At 62.5% G+C, this 18,228-nt stretch carries 15 protein-coding genes and 1 tRNA gene; 12 read left to right on the plus strand and 4 right to left on the minus strand.

Features of this window, described 5'->3' with window-relative positions:
* Nucleotides 1–20 precede the first annotated feature (20 nt).
* From J2129_RS02445 to J2129_RS02455, 3 genes are all read left to right on the plus strand, one after another.
* Nucleotides 21–1,280, plus strand: a complete 1,260-nt coding sequence (locus J2129_RS02445) for an NADP-dependent malic enzyme (RefSeq protein ID WP_209629270.1) — start codon at nt 21–23, stop codon at nt 1,278–1,280.
* Nucleotides 1,237–2,694, plus strand: a complete 1,458-nt coding sequence (locus J2129_RS02450) for an aspartate ammonia-lyase (RefSeq protein WP_209629271.1) — start codon at nt 1,237–1,239, stop codon at nt 2,692–2,694. The genes J2129_RS02445 and J2129_RS02450 overlap by 44 nt, the downstream gene beginning before the upstream one ends.
* A gap of 502 nt (nt 2,695–3,196) precedes the next feature.
* Nucleotides 3,197–3,541: a hypothetical protein gene (locus J2129_RS02455; protein ID WP_209629272.1), complete on the plus strand. Its 345-nt coding sequence runs from the start codon at nt 3,197–3,199 to the stop codon at nt 3,539–3,541.
* Between the two features lie 1,332 nt (nt 3,542–4,873).
* Here the strand turns inward: J2129_RS02455 and J2129_RS02460 are convergent.
* The 3 genes from J2129_RS02460 to J2129_RS02470 all read right to left on the minus strand — a co-directional run bounded on the left by J2129_RS02460 (nt 4,874) and on the right by J2129_RS02470 (nt 7,162).
* Nucleotides 4,874–4,945 (minus strand) — tRNA-Gly (locus tag J2129_RS02460).
* A gap of 285 nt (nt 4,946–5,230) precedes the next feature.
* Nucleotides 5,231–6,187, minus strand: a complete 957-nt coding sequence (locus J2129_RS02465) for a hypothetical protein (RefSeq protein WP_209629273.1) — start codon at nt 6,185–6,187, stop codon at nt 5,231–5,233.
* Nucleotides 6,188–6,205: 18 nt separating this feature from the next.
* Nucleotides 6,206–7,162, minus strand: coding sequence for a hypothetical protein (locus J2129_RS02470; protein WP_209629274.1), 957 nt, complete (start codon nt 7,160–7,162; stop codon nt 6,206–6,208).
* A 108-nt stretch (nt 7,163–7,270) separates the two neighbouring features.
* Between J2129_RS02470 and J2129_RS02475 the strand changes: the two genes are divergently transcribed.
* From J2129_RS02475 to cobA, 6 genes are read left to right on the plus strand one after another with little or no spacing between them, the layout of a single operon-like run.
* Entirely contained in the window at nt 7,271–7,894 is a 624-nt protein-coding gene (locus tag J2129_RS02475; RefSeq protein WP_245320549.1) for a bifunctional precorrin-2 dehydrogenase/sirohydrochlorin ferrochelatase, read from the plus strand.
* A 26-nt stretch (nt 7,895–7,920) separates the two neighbouring features.
* Nucleotides 7,921–9,165: a glutamyl-tRNA reductase gene (hemA, locus tag J2129_RS02480; RefSeq protein WP_209631225.1), complete on the plus strand. Its 1,245-nt coding sequence runs from the start codon at nt 7,921–7,923 to the stop codon at nt 9,163–9,165.
* On the plus strand, nt 9,144–10,130 hold the full coding sequence (gene hemB / locus J2129_RS02485) for a porphobilinogen synthase (protein WP_209629275.1): 987 nt from the start codon (nt 9,144–9,146) through the stop codon (nt 10,128–10,130). Before hemA ends, hemB begins: the two co-directional genes overlap by 22 nt.
* Nucleotides 10,117–11,367 carry a glutamate-1-semialdehyde 2,1-aminomutase gene (gene hemL / locus J2129_RS02490; RefSeq protein ID WP_209629276.1) on the plus strand — a complete coding sequence of 417 codons (1,251 nt, stop codon included), beginning with the start codon at nt 10,117–10,119 and terminating at the stop codon, nt 11,365–11,367. The genes hemB and hemL overlap by 14 nt, the downstream gene beginning before the upstream one ends.
* A complete protein-coding gene (gene hemC / locus J2129_RS02495) occupies nt 11,352–12,236 on the plus strand; it encodes a hydroxymethylbilane synthase (RefSeq protein WP_209629277.1) in 885 nt (294 codons plus the stop codon). The genes hemL and hemC overlap by 16 nt, the downstream gene beginning before the upstream one ends.
* On the plus strand, nt 12,233–12,979 hold the full coding sequence (gene cobA, locus J2129_RS02500; protein ID WP_209629278.1) for a uroporphyrinogen-III C-methyltransferase: 747 nt from the start codon (nt 12,233–12,235) through the stop codon (nt 12,977–12,979). The genes hemC and cobA overlap by 4 nt, the downstream gene beginning before the upstream one ends.
* Here the strand turns inward: cobA and J2129_RS02505 are convergent.
* The gene (locus J2129_RS02505; RefSeq protein ID WP_209629279.1) at nt 12,967–14,145 is read right to left on the minus strand and encodes an NAD(P)-dependent oxidoreductase; all 1,179 of its coding nucleotides are present in this window, start codon (nt 14,143–14,145) and stop codon (nt 12,967–12,969) included. The two genes, cobA and J2129_RS02505, sit on opposite strands and share 13 nt — an antisense overlap.
* A 203-nt stretch (nt 14,146–14,348) precedes the next feature.
* On the opposite strand from J2129_RS02505, the gene J2129_RS02510 reads away from it, so the two are divergent.
* The 3 genes from J2129_RS02510 (at nt 14,349) to J2129_RS02520 (ending at nt 18,039) form a co-directional block, all read left to right on the plus strand.
* Nucleotides 14,349–14,816, plus strand: a complete 468-nt coding sequence (locus tag J2129_RS02510) for a dTDP-4-dehydrorhamnose 3,5-epimerase family protein (RefSeq protein ID WP_209629280.1) — start codon at nt 14,349–14,351, stop codon at nt 14,814–14,816.
* A 32-nt stretch (nt 14,817–14,848) separates the two neighbouring features.
* Nucleotides 14,849–16,492 carry a dihydroxy-acid dehydratase gene (gene ilvD, locus J2129_RS02515; RefSeq protein WP_209629281.1) on the plus strand — a complete coding sequence of 548 codons (1,644 nt, stop codon included), beginning with the start codon at nt 14,849–14,851 and terminating at the stop codon, nt 16,490–16,492.
* Between the two features lie 959 nt (nt 16,493–17,451).
* Nucleotides 17,452–18,039: a carbonic anhydrase gene (locus J2129_RS02520; protein WP_209629282.1), complete on the plus strand. Its 588-nt coding sequence runs from the start codon at nt 17,452–17,454 to the stop codon at nt 18,037–18,039.
* Nucleotides 18,040–18,228 lie beyond the last annotated feature (189 nt).

An 18,228-nucleotide genomic window follows, 5' to 3' on the forward strand; every position in this document is an offset into this window, starting at 1 on the left:
GCGGGCGCGAGAGCGTGCCTATGGGGCGGGACATCTACGCCGAATCGCTGGCCCTCCATGAACGCCACCATGGAAAGATCGGGATCAGAGGGAAGGTGGCGGTCAGGACGGCCCACGACCTGGGCCTCACCTACACGCCTGGCGTCGCCGGGGTGAGCCGCCAGGTCGCCGCCGACCCAGACCTCGCCTACCGCTACACCCTCAAGGCCAACACCGTGGCGATCGTCTCGGACGGCTCGGCGGTCCTCGGGCTCGGGGACATCGGGGGCTACGGGGCTATCCCGGTGATGGAAGGCAAGGCCCTGCTCTTCAAGGAGTTTGCCGGGATCGACGCCTTTCCGATCTGTTTTGCCGACAAAGGCCAGGACCTCGTCGGGCAGATCAGGAACATCGCCCCGGTCTTTGGCGGGATCAACCTGGAGGACATCGCGGCGCCGCGGTGTTTTGCGATCGAAGAGGCCCTCCAGGACCTCGGGATCCCGGTGATGCACGACGATCAGCACGGGACCGGGGTGGTGGTCCTTGCGGCCCTCGTCAATGCCTGCCGCGTCCTCGGGAAGGACTTTGCCGACCTGACGATCGTGGTGAGCGGGGGCGGGGCGGCCGGATACGGCGTCGCCCGTCTCCTCACCTGCCTGGGGATGGACCGCCACCTCTGCACCCCGGTCTGGGACATCATCGTCTGCGACAGCAAGGGGACGCTCCACCGCGGGCGGCAAGACCTCCTCACGGTCCCGCACAAGTACATCCTCGCCCACGAGACTAACCGGCATGACCTCGACGGCACCCTCGCCGATGCGCTGGTCGGCGCCGATGTCTTCATCGGGGTCTCGGCCCCGGGGATCGTGACCGCCGAGATGGTCGGGTCGATGCACGACGACCCGGTGGTCCTGGCCCTGGCCAACCCGGTCCCTGAGATCATGCCTGACGAGGCGTCGGCCGCGGGGGCGGCGGTCGTCGGGACCGGGCGGAGCGACTTCCCAAACCAGGTCAACAATGTCCTTGCCTTCCCAGGGATCTTCAGGGGCGCCCTCGACGCCGCGGCGTCCAGGATCACCGACGAGATGAAACTGGCGGCCGCCGCGGCGCTTGCCGCCACCGTCGATGATCCGCGCCCTGACCACATACTCCCCGACGTCCTCGACCGCCGGGTCACCGGGGCCGTCGCCGCCGCCGTGCACGAGGCGGCGGTGCAGGGTGGGTGCGCCAGGCGCCACCCAGAGGAGGTGGACTCGAGTGCAGGAACCGGCAGGGAATACAGGGGCACCCACCCGCCGTGAGCGCGACGCCCTCGGCATGCGTGCGGTGCCCGCAGAGGTCTACTGGGGAGTCCAGACCCTGCGGGCAGTCGAGAATTTCCAGGTGAGCGGTGTGCGGGAACCTGCGGCACTGGTGAGGGCGTATCTCGTGCTCAAGAAGGCGGCGGCCTATGCGAATATGGCCCTCGGCGAGATCGACGCGGAACTGGGGTGGGCGATCGTCAAAGCCGCGGACGAGGGGCTTGAAGGGCGCTTCGACGACCAGTTTGTGGTGGACGTCTTCCAGGCCGGGGCGGGGACGTCTTTTCACATGAATGTCAACGAGGTGCTGGCAAACCGCGCCCTCGAACTCCTTGGACGCGAGAAGGGCGACTACGATTACCTCTCCCCGAACGACCATGTCGGCAGGTGCCAGTCGACCCACGACACCTTCCCGACGGCCTCGCATCTTGCGATCATCACCGAGGCCGACCGTCTCCTTGCGGTCCTGGACTCCCTGGCAAGGGCCTTCTCCAGGAAAGGGGAGGAGTTCGCAGACGTCCAGAAGAGTGGGCGGACTCACCTCACCGACGCCCTGCCCCTCACCCTCGGCGCCGAGTTCGTGGCTTATGCCACGGCGCTCCGCCGGGCGGCATGGCGGGTGAAGGAGCGGCGGGAAGACCTCAGGGAGGTGGCCATCGGCGGGACCGCGAACGGGACCGGGGCCAACGCCCACCCTGAGTTCCGCGAGACCGTCCTCGCCGACCTCAACAGGTTCACCGGCCTTGGGCTCATTCCTGCCACCGATTCCTTCGAGGCCCTCCAGAGCAGGGCGGCGATGGCGGCCTTCTCCGGGGCGCTGCGCGAACTTGCCCTTGAACTGATCAGGATCGCCAACGACCTCAGGCTCCTTGGTTCGGGGCCGACGAGCGGTCTGGCCGAGATCACCTTCCCGGCCGTCCAGTCGGGTTCCTCGACGATGAACGGGAAGGTGAACCCGGTGATGGCCGAGTGCCTTGACATGGTCGGGTTCCAGGTGGTGGGCAACGACACTGCCGTCGCCCTCGCCGCCCAGGCCGGGCAGGTCGACCTGAACGTGATGACCCCGGTGATGACCGCCAACATCCTCGCCTCTCTCTCGCTCCTCACCTCCTTCCTCCCGCTCTTCGAGGAGAAGTGCGTCGCCGGGATAGGAGCGAACCGCGGCCAGGCCCGCGCCTTGTTGATGAAGAACCCGGCGCTCGCCTCCCTCCTCTCGCCGCAGATCGGTCATCTCAGGGCGGCCAACCTTGCCGGGGAGGCGAGGCGCCGGGGAGTGGCGGTCCCGGCCCTGGCGGTGGAGAAGGGGTATCTCACCGAGAAGGAGGCGGCCGAACTTTTTGATATGGAGAGGATGGCGCGGGGACTGTATGCCAGGTATCCGTGGACGCACCAGGAGAGGGAGGACGAGGGATGAGTATTGAGTTCTGGAGAAACCCTCGCCCGCCGTCCCATGGTCTCATGCCTCAGGCGCGGCGAGGGAGTGAGAGTTCCTACAGTTCTCCTGTCTGAAAAAGAACGGAAAGAGTCCATCTGAACGGATCTCTCTGGTGGGGGGCGTGCCGCCACATTATAAAGTGGGGGGGCGGAGTCCCCGGCACGATCAATAGGAGAAGGCGAGCGAGACATAGACATCCCAGGCATGAATGAGGATCTCCCATGAGTCGATCCCAAACTATCCATGCTCGATCAATCATGTGGTTCGAGACCTTTTCTCTGCCTTCCCCGCTTCAATCGCAATCTCGGAGGGTACGGGGGGGCCCTGGCTTGATTGACGGTGGGGGGCAGGCCGATCCGACGCGCCGCTCACACGAAAATAAATGAGTGTATCCTTACTCTCTCCTGCTGCCCCTGGATAACGAGAGGTGGGGGGAGGTAGAGTGGCGTTGCCACATGGTGTCTCGCTCCAGGAGGGGAGCATGGGTCCACCCTCTCCAGAGAACTCCAGAAATGTTCATCGAGGTCGTCCCAACACTTTTCCGCCCCCCTCTTCACCGGTGAGAGCGAGGGATGAGAATGAAGAGAGCCTTTTTGGTTCGAGTATGATTCATCCGCTTTCCCTCATCTTCTTGTCGGGGGGCGCGTGCCCCCCGGTGGAGGAGAGCGTTTTGAATTTCTGGAAGGAAGCACTTCGGTTCGAGGGGATGGTCACTCCAGGAGAGTTCTGTGATGTGCTCATCATGTATAAAGCCGAAAATTTTCTTGAACTCGTTGGGGTTTGTTTCCCCAGGATGAAGACTGGACCAGACAACGAGAAATTATGAAGCCCGACGGGTATGCGACGAAGAGGTGAGGGGTCTCCACCCTCATCAGGGGTTCATGGAAAAATAGTTCGTGCAGTGGCCTGAAGCGCCCCTTCAACCCATGCATGACCTTACGGAGCTCTGATTTACTCTTTTGAGAGAAAGAGGTCGCCGCCAGGGTACTCCTGAATTTCCACATTCGGACGGGGTGAATATCCGCAACTCACACATTGCCAGAACATAATCTCATTATCGCCTTTTTTCACATAGATCGGGACGAATAATTCTTTTTGACCGCATACCGGGCAATCGCTTTTTCGTGGGGTGGGGATATTGACGGACATTTTATTACGCCACTACACAATTATTGTATTGAATATAAAAGGTTTTGTTAGACTGCAGGTATGATCGGACCTACAGATTTCGTTTTTTTATCGATCAGACCGTATGCTCGATCCCCGGCCCCGAGAAATTCTCGTAATATCTCCTTGAAAAGGGAATGATGGCTTTTCATGGCTATCCTGCGACCCAGCGGGCGCTGCGCTCCAGGGCAGAAGAGGCGAGCATAGAGAGGATGTTACCGTTCACGATACAAAGTCAGGGAAAAAGTCTCGGGCAAAATCGTGAGGTCACCCAGAACGTTCCGACCTTGATATACGATTGGAAAGGGTTTGTAGAATTGCTCGTCGTGGAGGGATCAGGGGGTGCCATCCCTCCCGCGCGAGGAGGCGATAGGGGCAGGAGGCAGAGGGCCGAGCACGCCGGGGAAGTTTTTTTATCCTCTGTGTATCGGCTTCAACGGGATCATGTGGGTTCATATCCTCATGCAAACCTGAGGAGACGATCTTCAGGACCCTTGTCTTAGAGGTCATCCCAACACTCTCCCGCCCTCCCCCTCGCCGATGAGGGTGACGGATGAGAATGAAGAGATCCCTCTGTTTTCATCGTGCACCCATGCATCCGTCGCCTTTCCCTACACCCCCCGGGGGGTGAGTGCCGCTCTGACCTCCGGGATGAAGATAGGGCCGGGAAGGCACAATCGATGAATCTGAACGGGGATGTGACAACCGCCACCATCGCTCGCGTCAGGAGTTCGGGGGGTAGCACGCTCCCCTGGGGAGAGCATCGCCAGGAGGATTTCTACAGGGCCAGTCTTTGGTACTTCTGTGATCTGCTCATTTTCAAAATAGAACCCTGGAGAAGTTCTTCTGGTGATTATCTGTCCTCCCCCGGAATCCCCTGTCCTGGATCTCAAAGAAAAGCATCGAGTCGCGTTCCGCCGTCAGGAGAGATGAAGTCCTCCCAAGACCCTTGATCTCTGAAAGTATCTGTCAATTGGTAACAAAGAAGAAGTGCGCCGATCGGGACTCGAACCCGAGTTTAGGCGTTGGCAACGCCTAGTGATAACCACTACACTATCGGCGCTCTGCTGGTGTTGTATCACCGCAGTGCTCTCTAATATTCGCTACACTCACATATAATGGTTTCCCAGATCGGGGGGTCTGGAGAGGGTCGCCGGGCCCTCCAGAGTGCACAACAGCGGCGACCGCCGGCACCGCGGCACCGCCGCCGCCCTGCAAGAAGCCGGCAGGCGTCTCCTGAGAGAAGAGTTAGGGCCAGAGTTAAGAGATCTATGAGGATATTCCGGGCATACGCGCACGATTCATCGAGACCTTCTCGGCCCCTCTTCCCCTCTCTCCCGACCTGTGCTCATCTCACCTGGGGCACCAGGAGGGCTTCGGCGTCCTCGACCCCGTGCGCAGACTCAGAACTCTGGCGTGAGGGCAGGAGGGCGCGCTCAGGGCTGAAGGACCCCAGGACGAGGAGGCCATAGTAGCGGAAGAAGGCCAGGAACGGTGCCTGGATGAGGCCGGCAGCGAGGAACGCAAGCGGGATGGCAAAAAACTCGATGTAGAAGGTGATGTGGAAACTGAAGAGCGTTGCAGCGAGGACCAGCACCGTCACGATGAGGTCGGCGGCGACGGCCAGGAGGGTGCGCGTCAGCAGGTAGGCGGAGGTGTTCCCTGGGTCGGCGGCGCCGAGGCCGAGGACCGTCCTCCACCCGGCAAGGACGCCGCAGTCGTCGGTGATCATCACCGGGACGACCAGGTCGATGGTGACGACCATCACGAACCAGAGGAGGAAGGCGGCGATGAGGAAGGGGGGGGAGGCCGCGAACAATTCCGGTATTGTCTCCAGGGAGAGGGAGACATCATATAGACCGAGCGTAAGGGCGCCCACCCCGAGAAGTGCGCCCCCAAGGAGGACCTCGAAGAGGAAGAGGCGCAGTCCCTTCCTGACCCGTACATCAAAGGTCCAGAAGAGGGTGACCGGGCCGACGGTGAGGCCGTCGACGAGGACAAAATGGAAGACGGCCCCTATTACGCGGATGATGAGCAGGATAGCAAGAAAAATCCCAATGTACGCAAGGTGCCCGAAGGACGAGGCGATCCCGGCGTTTGCCAGGTCCTCGGGGTTTGGCAGGGAGATAAGGTTCAGGGAAAGTCCTCCAAACCCACCGATACAGAGGACGAACACCGCAAGCCTCAGCCATACGCCCCAGTTAAAGGGCCAGAGGAGTGACCGCGTCCGTTCGAATGCACTGTCGAATGCCTTGAAGGCATGGATTCCCGCACCCATGCCCTGAAATGGATCGGTCGCGGTCAAAAGGGTTGTGATCCCCTCTCAGGCCTCTCTGGCCGGGAGGAGGTCGTGTTCAGGGCTGAAGAGGCCCAGGACAAGGAGGGCGTAGTACCTGAAGAAGGTCACGAACGGCACCTGCACCAGGAGGAGGAGCGGGAGGGCGATGAGTATGCCGATGATCAGGAGAGGGATGAAAAATACAGGGGCCGCGGTCGGGGTGAGGCCCATCGCAAGGAGTGCGATCCCGGCGAGAGGGAGGCCGACGACGAGGAGGACCAGGAGCACCAGGACGAAGAGAATGATCCCGACGACGATGCCGAGGATGAACCTGGTGACAAGATAGACCAGGGTGTTCTTGAGGTCGGCGACGAGGAAGCCCCAGACCTTCTTCCATCCCTCAATGACCCCGCAGTCCCTGGCGATCATCACTGGCACGACAAAGTCGGTGGTGAAGAGGAAGACCACGCCGAAGAGGAGGGCGAGGAGGAGGAGGGCCGGGATGAGGACGACCAGTCCGAGGAGTATGGACGCCTCCCCTACTGCCGCGGCCGGCAGAACAAAGAGCACGACAAGGAGGGCCATGGCCGCGATGAGGAGAAGAATGAGCAGGACCTGGAAGAGAAAGAGGCGTAGCCCTTTCCCTGTCCGCAGCCCGAAGGTGCGGGAGAGCGAGACCTCGCCTGAACTGAGACAGTCGACAAAGACGAACTGGAAGACCGACCCGAGATAGAGGAAGAGGAGACCCAGGAGAAGGACGCCCCCGACGATCAAAAGAATCGTCGGGTCTGTAAGTCCGAGGTCAGAAGGAACTCCCGCCTGATCGATCTGGTCGGCACCCCCGAAGTTGTAGGAGAAGGGGTTGAACCCCCCGGCACCCCCGATGAAGAGGGCGATGACCGCGAGCCTCAGCCAGATTCCTGCATGAAATGGCCAGAGGAGGGACTTTGTCCGCGAGATGGCCCCGTCGATGGTGCGAAAGGCGTAAAGATCATCACTCATGGCCATGGGTTGGAAAAAATATGATATATAGCAGACGGTCTCCTGGTGTTACGATTGAGATCGTCGGATAATACATAATCTTAATCTGCGCCCCCCTCCAACGTATCAATGATGGTCCCGCTCATCATCGACCTCGCCGGCCGGCATGTCGTCATCTTCGGGGGCGGGACGGTGGGCCTGCGGAAAGCACGCTATTTCTGCCGCGAAGCAGAGGTCACCGTCGTCAGCAGATCCTTTCTCCCGGAGTTCTCAGGGCTTGATCTCCAATGTCTTGAGGCCGACCTCTCTGTCATGGACGATCCCGCCCTCGCCGCCCTGGTCGGGGGGGCGTTCCTCGTCGTCGCCGCCACCTCAGACAGGGAGATGAACGACCGGGTGGGACGGGCGGCGCGTGAGGCCGGTGCCCATTTCAATAACGCGAAAGGAGAGAGAGGGGACACGCTCATCCCCTCGGTGGTCAGGGGAGAAGAATATCTCCTTGCGGTCAGCACCGGCGGCGCAAGCCCGGCCGTCCCCAGGTTCCTGCGCGAGCACCTCCAGGCCACATACCCGCACCTCGACACGATGATCAGGGTCGAGGCCAGGGTGCGGGCGGCCCTCAAACAGACCGTCCCTGACCAGGCGGCACGTGCGGCAGTGCTCAGGGCCGTCCTCCGCGACCCCGAGGCATGGGCATGGCTTGCCGACGGCGAGGACCGGGCATATGAGCGGATTAAGGAGCGGTATCTGTGACGCAATTACTCCATACTGACCTGGCCATGGCCGGGCTCAATCACCACACCGCAGGCCTCGGCGACCTGGAGACCTTCAGGTTCTCTGACGAAGAGGGCTTTCTTGCCGCGGCCCGCGAACGGTTCAAGGGCGCTCTCCTCCTTCAGACCTGCAACAGGACCGAGGTGCTGGTCCACGGCGACGCACGGGCCCTCACCGACTTTCTTCATGACCAGGGACGGGACTCCTTCGAGGTCCTGGAAGACGTCGCGGTGCTCCGCCATCTCCTCGAATTGGCCGCCGGGGTCGACTCGATGATCATCGGCGAGGACCAGATCCTCGGGCAACTGAAAGGGGCGCTGGCACTGGCGCAGGAGCACGGCACAAGCGACCCTGTCATCGACCTCTGCATCAAGAAGGCGGTGCATGTGGGAGTCGAGGTGCGTAAGCGGACCGAGATCAACCGAGGGGCAGTCTCGATCGGGTCTGCGGCCGTCGCCCTGGCAGAAGACCTCCTCGGCACTCTTGACGGCCGGCACATCCTGGTCATCGGGAGCGGCGAGATGGGGATGCTCGTGACCAAGGCGCTCGCCGCCAGGGACCTGACCGCGATCTACGTGGCCAACCGGACCTATGAACGCGCCCTCGTTCTCGCCGAGAAGATCGGGGGGAAAGCAGTAAATTTCAGTGAGCTCACCAGGTACATCACCCTCTCCGACGTTGTCATCACCTGCACCTCGGCGCCGCACCCGCTCATCACAAGAGAGATCCTTGCCAGGGCGATGCGAGACCGGTGCTGGCCCATCGACGGCCACCCGCGCCCTCTCGTCATCGTCGACATCGCACAGCCGCGTGACGTCGAGGAGGCCGCCGCCGGGATCGACGGCGTCAACCTCTATACCATCGACGACCTCAGGGACGTCAACGAGCACACCATCGAGGCGAGGCGAACCGAGGCGGCCAGGGCGGAGACGTTCATCGAGGAGGAACTCGACCGGTTCCTCTCGCAGATCAACTGCGCCTCGGCCGACGAAGTGCTCCGCGGGCTGTACACCTGGGCCGAGGCCGTGAGGGTCAGGGAACGCGACCGTGCCCTGGGGCGACTGCACGGGTGCGGCCCTGAGACCGAGGGCGTCATCGACGACCTTACAAGAGTGCTGACAAAGAAACTTCTCATCGACGCCACCTTCTCGATCCGCTCGTGCGCGAAACAGGGACAGATCGAGGACGCAGAGTGGCTGGTGAGAGCGATCACACGAGGTGACCGATTATGTTCCCAGAGAGACGACTGAGACGACTGAGAAAGAGAACCCTCCAACCCCTCTTCAGGGAGACGAGGCTGACGGCAGAAGACCTTATTATGCCGGTCTTCTTTGACGAGACAATCGACACAGCGGTTCCCATTGCATCGATGCCAGGACAGTGGCGTTACCCGATCGGCGACGCCGCCGCCGTGGCGCGACGCCTGGACGACGCCGGGGTGCGGGCGGTCATCCTCTTCGGGATCCCGGCCGAGAAAGACGCCGGGGCTCACTCGGCCTATACCGAGAACGGGGTGGTCCAGCAGGCCTTGGCTGCAATCAAATCTGCATGCCCGGAGATGGTGATAATCACTGACGTTTGCGCCTGTGAATATACCGACCACGGCCACTGTGGGGTCATCGGCGAGACGTGCAGCGGGGAGATCGATCTCCTCAACGACCCCTCTCTTGTCCTGATGCAGAAGATCGCCGTAAGCCAGGCCCAGGCCGGCGCCGACATGGTCGCCCCCTCCTGCATGCTCGACGGCCAGGTGTGTGCGATCAGGAAAGCCCTCGACGACGCGGGGTATGCCGAGGTCCCCATCATGTCGTACTCCACCAAGTTTGCGAGCGCCTTCTACGGCCCCTTCAGGGACGCCGCCGACTCAGGCTATTCTTTCGGCGACCGGACCACCTACCAGATGGACCCGGCGAACGCCAGAGAGGGCTTCACCGAGTCTGAGATGGACGCCGCAGAAGGCGCCGACGTCCTGATGGTCAAACCCGCCGGGATGTACCTCGACGTCCTTGCCGCGGTGCACGAGATCGGGCTTCCGGTCGCCGCCTACCAGGTCTCAGGCGAGTACTCCATGCTCAAGGCCGCGGCCGCACAGGGCTGGCTCGACGAGAAAGCCTGTGCCCTTGAGAGCCTTACCTGTATCAAGCGGGCGGGTGCCGACCTGATCATTACCTATTATGCAGAAGACGTAGCGAGGTGGCTGAGTGAAGAGCAGTGAACTCTTTGAAGACGCAAAAACAATGATGCCCGGCGGGGTCTCAAGCCCGGTGCGGGCGATCCAGCCTTACCCCTTTTACACCGCCAGGGGGCACGGACCATACCTCACCACAGTGGACGGAGACGAACTCATCGACTGTTGTATGGGGTACGGCCCCCTCGTCCTGGGCCATGCTCACCAGGCGGTCAGAGAGGCGATCGAGACTCAGGTGACTGAAGGCTGGCTGTACGGTACCCCGTGCCCGCAAGAACTCAATCTTGCCAGGCGGGTCATCGACGACCACCCCTCCATCGAGATGGTCAGGTTTGTCTCAAGTGGATCCGAAGCGACGATGGCGGCGATCAGGCTTGCCCGCGCCGCCACCGGCAGGCAGGAGATCATCAAGATCGAGGGCGGGTTCCACGGCGCCCACGACGCCGTCCTGGTCAAGGCGGGGTCAGGGGCGACGACGATGGGCGTCCCCGACTCGGCGGGCATCGTCCCCGACCTGGTGAAGCATACGAGACAGGTGGCATACAACGACCTTGAGGGCCTGGACGCTGTCCTCTCCTCCTCAGAGGATATCGCCGCCCTCATCATCGAACCGGTGATGGGCAATGTCGGGCCTGTCCTCCCTGAGAAAGGCTATCTCCAGGAGGTGAGGCGCCTCACCAGGGAGCACGACGCCCTCCTCATCTTCGACGAGGTGATCACCGGGTACCGCCTCGGGATCGGTGGGGCACAGAACTATTTCGGGGTCACTCCAGACCTCACCACCCTGGGTAAGATCATCGGCGGCGGGCTCCCTGTTGGGGCCTTTGGCGGGCGAAAAGACCTGATGGAGCAGGTCGCCCCGCAGGGCCCGGTCTACCAGGCCGGCACCTTCAGCGGCAACCCGCTTACCATGGCGGCCGGGACCGCCGCCCTGGGATGGCTCCACGACCACCCCGAGATCTACCCGCACCTCGACGAGGGGACGAGGGCGATCGGGGAGGCCTGCGAGGACGCCCATGCAGGCGGGTCCTTTGTCAGGATCGGGTCGATGTACAAATACTTCTTCAGGCCAGAGCCCCCACAAAATTACACCGAGGCAAAGGAGAGCGACACCACACGGTTCCGCACCTTCTGGGAGAAGATGCTCGCGCACGGGGTCTTCCTCCCGCCCTCCCAGTTCGAGACCGAGTTCATCTCGGCCGCACACACCGACGAGATCATCGAACATATCGCAGACAGATACCGCACATGTCTCTCATCATAGGCACACGGGGCAGTACACTCGCCCTCGCCCAGACCGAACGGGCCTGCAAGGCGCTGAACAATATGGGCATCGAGGTCGAGACTGCTGTCATCAGAACGAAAGGCGACGCAGATACTGGAGTAGCCCTCCACGAAGTAGGAGGCCAGGGCATCTTTGTCAGGGCCCTCGACGAGGCGATCATCGACGGGACCATCGACGCCGCGGTCCACTCCATGAAGGACATCCCGGCCCAGCGGCCGCGCGGGGTTTTCACCGGGGCGGTGCTCAGGCGTGACGCTCCCGAAGATTTCCTGGCCCACGACATGCCGATCGAAGATGTCCAGGTGGTCGGGACCGCCTCGACACGGCGTCGGGCACAGCTCCTCAGGCACGACCCCGAGATCGAGGTGAAACAGCTCCGCGGCAATGTGGAGACGCGCCTGAGAAAGATGCGGGAGGGTGAATACGACGCCATCGTCCTTGCCAGGGCCGGCCTCGACCGTCTTGGCTACACGGCGAAGGGAGAACGTCTCCCGGTCTCGCAGTTTGTCCCGTCCCCCAACCAGGGAGCGATCGCCGTCGTCTGCAGGAACGACCCCGAGATCATCGACCAGATCGCCGGGCTCAATGATCCCCAGACTCGAAAAGACGCGGGGATCGAACGGATCGTAATGCAGGAGGTCGGTGGAGGATGTTTCACTCCGCAGGGCATCTATTGCAAGGACGGCCACCTCATCGCCGAGGTTCTCTCGCTTGACGGCCAGCGGCAGGTCAGGATCGAGGAAGACATCTCGACCCCTGAAGAGGCGGAACAGTGCGGGCGGCACCTGAAGAAGGAGGCGGGCGACCTCATCAGAGAGGCGTACAAAGCACTGGGGCTGGTCCTGTGAGCGGGAAGGTCACGCTGGTGGGCTCAGGCCCCGGCGGGCTCGGGCTCCTCACGCTCAGGGGGCGCGAGGCGATCGACGCCGCCGAGGTCGTCCTCTATGACCAGCTTCCTGGCGAAGAGGTCCTCGCCACCCTCCCTGAAGCTGCCGAGCGGATCGACTGCGGCAAGCACGGCGGGGACCACACCCTTGAACAGGACGAGATCGAGGCCCTCATGGTCGAGCGGGCACGCCAGGGCAAGAGGGTCGTCAGGCTCAAGGGCGGCGACCCCTTCCTCTTCGGGCGGGGCGGCGAGGAGATGGAGACCCTCCGTGCGCACGGGATCGAGGTCGAGGTCGTCCCAGGGATCACCTCGGCGATCGCCGTCCCTGAAGCCGTCGGGATCCCGGTGACCCACCGGCGCTTCGCCTCGCAGGTGACGGTCCTCACCGGGCACGAGGACCCGACCAAAGGAGAGTCTGCCCTGGACTGGCAACTCCTGGCAAAGAGCAGGGGGACGATCGTGGTCCTGATGGGGGTCAAAAACCTCCCCAAGATCGCCGCCGCTCTCATCGCCAACGGCAAGGACGCCGACACCCCGGTGGCCATCATCGAACGCGGGATGCGGCCTGACCAGCGGGTGACGGCCGGGCCGCTCGGGGAGATCGCCGACCTCGCCCGCCAGCGCCGGGTGAAGCCCCCGGCGGTCATCGTCATCGGCGAGGTCGCCGGGCTGTACGACGGCACGATCGTCTACCGCGCCTGAAGCGCCGCCCGGCGCCCCAGGAGCCCCTCCCAGATCTCTCTGGCACGGGTCTCAGGGACCTCGAGGTCGTCCCAGGTGAGGACCGACCCGGCCGAGACTTTTCTTTTTACCTTTGCGTCATAGACCAGCCCGATCGGGACATGATCAGGGACTTCGGCGGTCCTGACCGTGCTCCCGCGCACCACAAAACTCCCCATCCCTTGCGGGATCGCCTGGCCAGGTGCGAGGGCGGTCTTTGCAATGGTCGCCACCGAGATCGCCGGTGCCGGGCCGTTGTTCAGGAGCGGTTCTCCGCTGGCGGCGATCCTCTGGACTGTCTTTTTGATCTCGAAGTTGCAGAGATGGAAGTTCCTGACCAGGGTGTATACCGGGCCTTCTCCCATCTTGAAGTTGCTGAGATATCCCTTGACCCGGTCGTCATGGAGGGCGGCGATAAAGACCCCTGGAGGCCCGTCCGGCGAGAGGATATAGTCGCTCACCGGTTCGCCGGCAAGCATTGCGGTCTCGGCAAGCATCTCCGCCCCCGCGGTGAGATCCCTGGTCCCGGGCCCGAGGAGGCCGGGCCTGATGATCCCGGCACCAAGGCCATTGGCCACCAGCGCCTGCTCGAACTGGACCTTGGTCCCGTCAGTGAAGGACGTGACCTTGTCCAGGGTGATCGCCTGTTTCTTCCCCCAGTAGTCCATCTCCGCGGGGGTGGGGTTGTGGTTGAGGTAGCCCTTGATGTTCCCATAGACCAGGGGCACAAACCCCATCTGGAGCACCTCCTCCCGCAACGCCGCAAGACATCCTGGCTGGTCGCCTTCGGCCTCGGTAAATACTCCTTTCTCTGCGAAGTACGACCCTGTCGTCACCTGGGTCTCGGCGTCCATCGTGACCACCGGCAGACCGGCGGCCATCACCTCCTCGATCACCTCGGTGGCGTGGAGGACGTGACCTGAACACTCGACGACCAGGTCGGAACCTTCGATGAGGTCTTCGACGGCATTGGTCGGTGTGAAATTCATCGGCAGGCCAGATAGGTCATGTAATGAACGTCTTGTCAGGACCGGCCCCGGTACCATCCCCTCCTGCCCATTGAGCGTCAACATAAATCCGCGGGCGATGAAACCCGTCCCGGCGACCCCGACCCGTAGCGGGTCGCCGCTCTCTCCCCCCCTGTACATTGGGCAGAGGACTCTGGCTTTTTACATATATATCTTGTGATCGGCGCCAGAGACGGCGATACGTCGCCATGGTCTGGATCATGAAATGAGTGATGAGAACGGGCGTCTGGAAAAGAGAGGCCCCTCAAGGCGCGAGATATATATAGTGTACAATATATTGGATCCCGAAGGCGCACACCCGCGCCTGAAAGGAGTGAGAACTCATGATCGACGGTGTAAAGGCAAAGCCCTTGCAGTTCGTACCTGACGAGCGGGGGCGGTTGATGGAGATCATCAGGTGTGATGACGAATGTTTCAAGAAGTTCGGGCAGGTCTATATGACCACCAGTTACCCGGGCGTGGTGAAGGCCTGGCACTGCCACCATGTCCAGACCGACAACATCTGCTGCGTGAAAGGGATGATCCAATTCGCCCTGTACGACAGCCGCGAGGACTCCCCGACCTTCGGCCAGGTGGACGAGTTCTTCTTCGGTGAGCACTCGCCCCTCCTCCTCACGATCCCGCCCTATGTCTACCATGGGTGGAAGTGCATCTCAGAGGGGGAGTCGATCATCGTCTCGACCCCGACCGAACCGTACGACCCCACACATCCCGACGAGTACCGCCTCCCGGCCGATTCCCCGGAGATCCCGTACGACTGGCTTCTCCTGCCAGGGCAGCGGAACGGCTAAGAACAGGGACGATCTTCTCTGCAACTGAGATCATGAGAAGTGACCTTGTCAAGAGAGGATATCCGAGGGCACCGAACCGCTCTCTCCTGCGGGCGCTCGGGATTACTGAACGCGAGATGGACCTGCCCTTCATCGGGATCGCCAATGCCTTCAACACCATTGTCCCGGGGCACCTCCATCTCAGGGAGATCGCCAGGAAGGCGGCTGAGGGGGTGACCGCCGGCGGCGGGGTGCCCTTCGAGTTCGGGGTGATCGGGGTCTGCGACGGGATCGCGATGGGGCACCAGGGTATGCGCTACTCGCTCCCGAGCCGCGAGAACATCGCCGATGCGGTCGAGTTGATGGTCGAGGCGCACCGTTTCGACGGCCTGGTCTGCGTGGGGACCTGTGACAAGATCGTGCCGGGGATGTTGATGGCCGCGGTGCGCTGCGATCTTCCGGCGGTGGTGGTCACCGGCGGACCGATGCTCCCCGGGCACCTGGGCGGGCGTGAACTCAGCCTTACCGATGTCTTCGAGGGGGTGGGGGCGGTCGCCGCCGGGATGATGACCGAGGAGGAGTTGCATGACCTGGAGTGTGCGGCCATGCCAGGGTGCGGGAGTTGCCAGGGGCTGTACACCGCCAACACGATGGCGTGCATGACCGAGGCGATGGGGCTCTCCCTGCCTGGGTGCGCAACCACCCCGGCGGTGGACGCCGCCAAACTCCGTCTTGCCCGCGAGAGCGGGGAGACGGTGATGCGCCTGGTCGAGGGCGGCACGAGCGCACGCGAGATCGTCACCCTGGAGAGCCTGAGAAATGCCGTGCGGGTGGACATGGCTCTGGGGGGTTCGACGAACACGGTGCTCCACCTGATGGCGGTGGCCACCGAGGCCGGGGTGCCGCTCTCCCTCGACGACTTCAACGAGATCGGCGAGCATGTCCCACACCTCAGTGCGATGCAACCAGGCGGGCCGCACTCGATGGTCGCCCTCCACCGGGCCGGGGGGGTTCCGGCGGTCCTCCATGCGATCGCCGACTTCCTGGAAGAGGCGGTCACGGTCTCGGGCGAGCGTATAGGAGAGATCGCGGAGAGGGCCCGGGTGATGGACGAGGCGGTGATCAGGCCGTGCACCGGTCCGGTGCATGCGGCAGGGGGCTTGCGGGTGCTGCGCGGGACCCTCGCCCCAGACGGGGCGGTGGTCAAGTGCGCGGCGGTCGACGAGGTGATGTGGCGGCACACCGGACCGGCACGGGTCTTCGATGGCGAAGACGCGGCGATGCACGCGATCCTGGCCCAGGAGGTCAGGGAGGGGGACGTCGTGGTGATCAGGTACGAGGGGCCGCGGGGTGGGCCGGGGATGCCAGAGATGCTCTCGCCGACCTCGGCGCTGATGGGGCTTGGGTATACGCGGGTGGCCCTGGTCACCGACGGCCGGTTCTCGGGCGGGACGCGGGGGCCGTGCATCGGGCATGTCGCCCCTGAGGCGGCGGTCGGCGGGCCGATCGCTCTTGTCAGGGAGGGCGACAGGATCGCCGTCGACCTCTTTGCACGGCGCCTCGACCTCCTGGTCGACGACAAGACGCTGGAGGAGCGGCGGGCCGCCTGGCGGCCGCCTGAGAAGGAGTTGCGTGGGGTTCTTGAACGGTATGCGGCCTCGGTCGGGCAGGCCGATATCGGGGCGGTCCTGCGGTGAAGAGGGTACGGAGCGGACGCATGCCCTCGGGATACTGAGAGGTCGTCCTGGAACTTTCGACCTGAAGGGCGTGCCCCTCCTCACAGAAGATATGAGAGAATAGTTGCTGTATCGCCTGAGGAGATGGGTCTTCTCTTGAGTGAGTCGTTCATGACGACACTCAGGTGCCGGATATGGGGTTCTGTCGTTCCTCGCCCAGAAGAGTCATCCCAGGGGGATCTACAGAGCTGGAAATTGGGCCCTGTAGAAATCCTCTTGACGAATCTCTCTGGCAGGGAGCTGGCCGCCCCCCGCACCCCCCACCACACGATTGGTCGGAGACCGTATCATCTTCTTCAAGAACGTTGAATGTGCCTTCCAAACCTAATCTTCGTCCTGGGGGTCCGGGCGGCACTCGCCCCCGGTGCGTATGGTACGGGAAGGCGTGATGATCGGATGTGCCGACCTCATCTCCGAATCTGTACCGCCTTCTCGCGCCGGGGGGCAGCAAGTCAGGAAATTTCTGGCCGCTCCCCAGGCATAAGGAGAAGGACCAAGGACCGATCCTTTCACGACCAGGAAAACTGCGATAGGAGATCTTTATCGTGCGTCTCTGAGTCAGAGGATCATGTTGAATTCTACAGAGCCGAAATTCTGGTCCTGTAGAAACCTTCTGGCTCTCTCTCTGGCAGGGAACTGGCCGCCCCCTGAACCCCCCGCGCGAGGATAGGTCGTGGACGACAATCCCTCTTCATGTTTGTCTATTGTGCCTTCCCAGTCCTATCTTCGTCCTGGGGTTCCGGGGGCAACGCCCCCGGCGTGACTGTGTGGGAGGGCGATTGAGTCTCCCTTGCACCGAGAGGAAGTGAGGGTTTCTCTAGGGCCGATATTCCACAAAACCCATTTCGGAGAGTTCAAATCTCCTGCGATATACCTACCCTTCAGTGCAGGCACGCGGCCTGCCCCGAGGTGATAGTAAAATGATCGAGAGATTTCTTGAAGGCAACAAGACCTTCATCGAGGGTGAATTCACCGAACACAACGATTACTACCAGGAACTTGCCGCCGGGCAGAGTCCGACTGTCCTCTGGATCGGGTGTTCCGACTCGAGGGTCGCCCCCGAGCGGATCACCGGGGCATGGGCCGGCGAGATCTTTGTCCACCGCAACATCGGCAACATCGTGAGGATCGGCGACTGGAACTTCGCCACGATCCTGGAGTATGCCGTCAAGCACCTGAAAGTCCACGACATCGTCGTCTGCGGGCACTCCGACTGCGGGGCGATGAAGGCCCTCACCGCGGAAGGCGAGTCTGACGAGGCCTATATCCCACTCTGGCTCTCCAATGCCGCCAATGCCATGGCCACCGTCGAGGCAAAGACCCCGCGGCCCGCAGATGCCGAGGGGATGAAGAAGTGGCGGCGTATGGTCGAAGAGGAGAATGTCCATCTCCAACTTGAGAACCTCAGGACCTACCCGATCGTGCGTGATGCCGAGAGAGAGAAGAAGGTCGACCTTCATGGGCTGTACTTCGACCTTGAGACCGGCGTGCTGGAAAAAATTGCGTGACCAGGTCGGGATACGACCATCCCGGTTAGCGATCCAGAACGCGTCTCCGGGCCGGGATCGCACCCGGCGCCGATCTTTTTTGAAGCGTGGAGAGAGTCCCATGCCGGTGCGGATCCCCACCACGACCGAGACGGGAAAGCACTCCCCCAGTTATCCTGACGCCGGGTGCTCGCGACGACGCGCGCAGTT

Source organism: Methanofollis sp. W23, assembly GCF_017875325.1.
In the GTDB taxonomy this organism is placed as follows: domain Archaea; phylum Halobacteriota; class Methanomicrobia; order Methanomicrobiales; family Methanofollaceae; genus Methanofollis.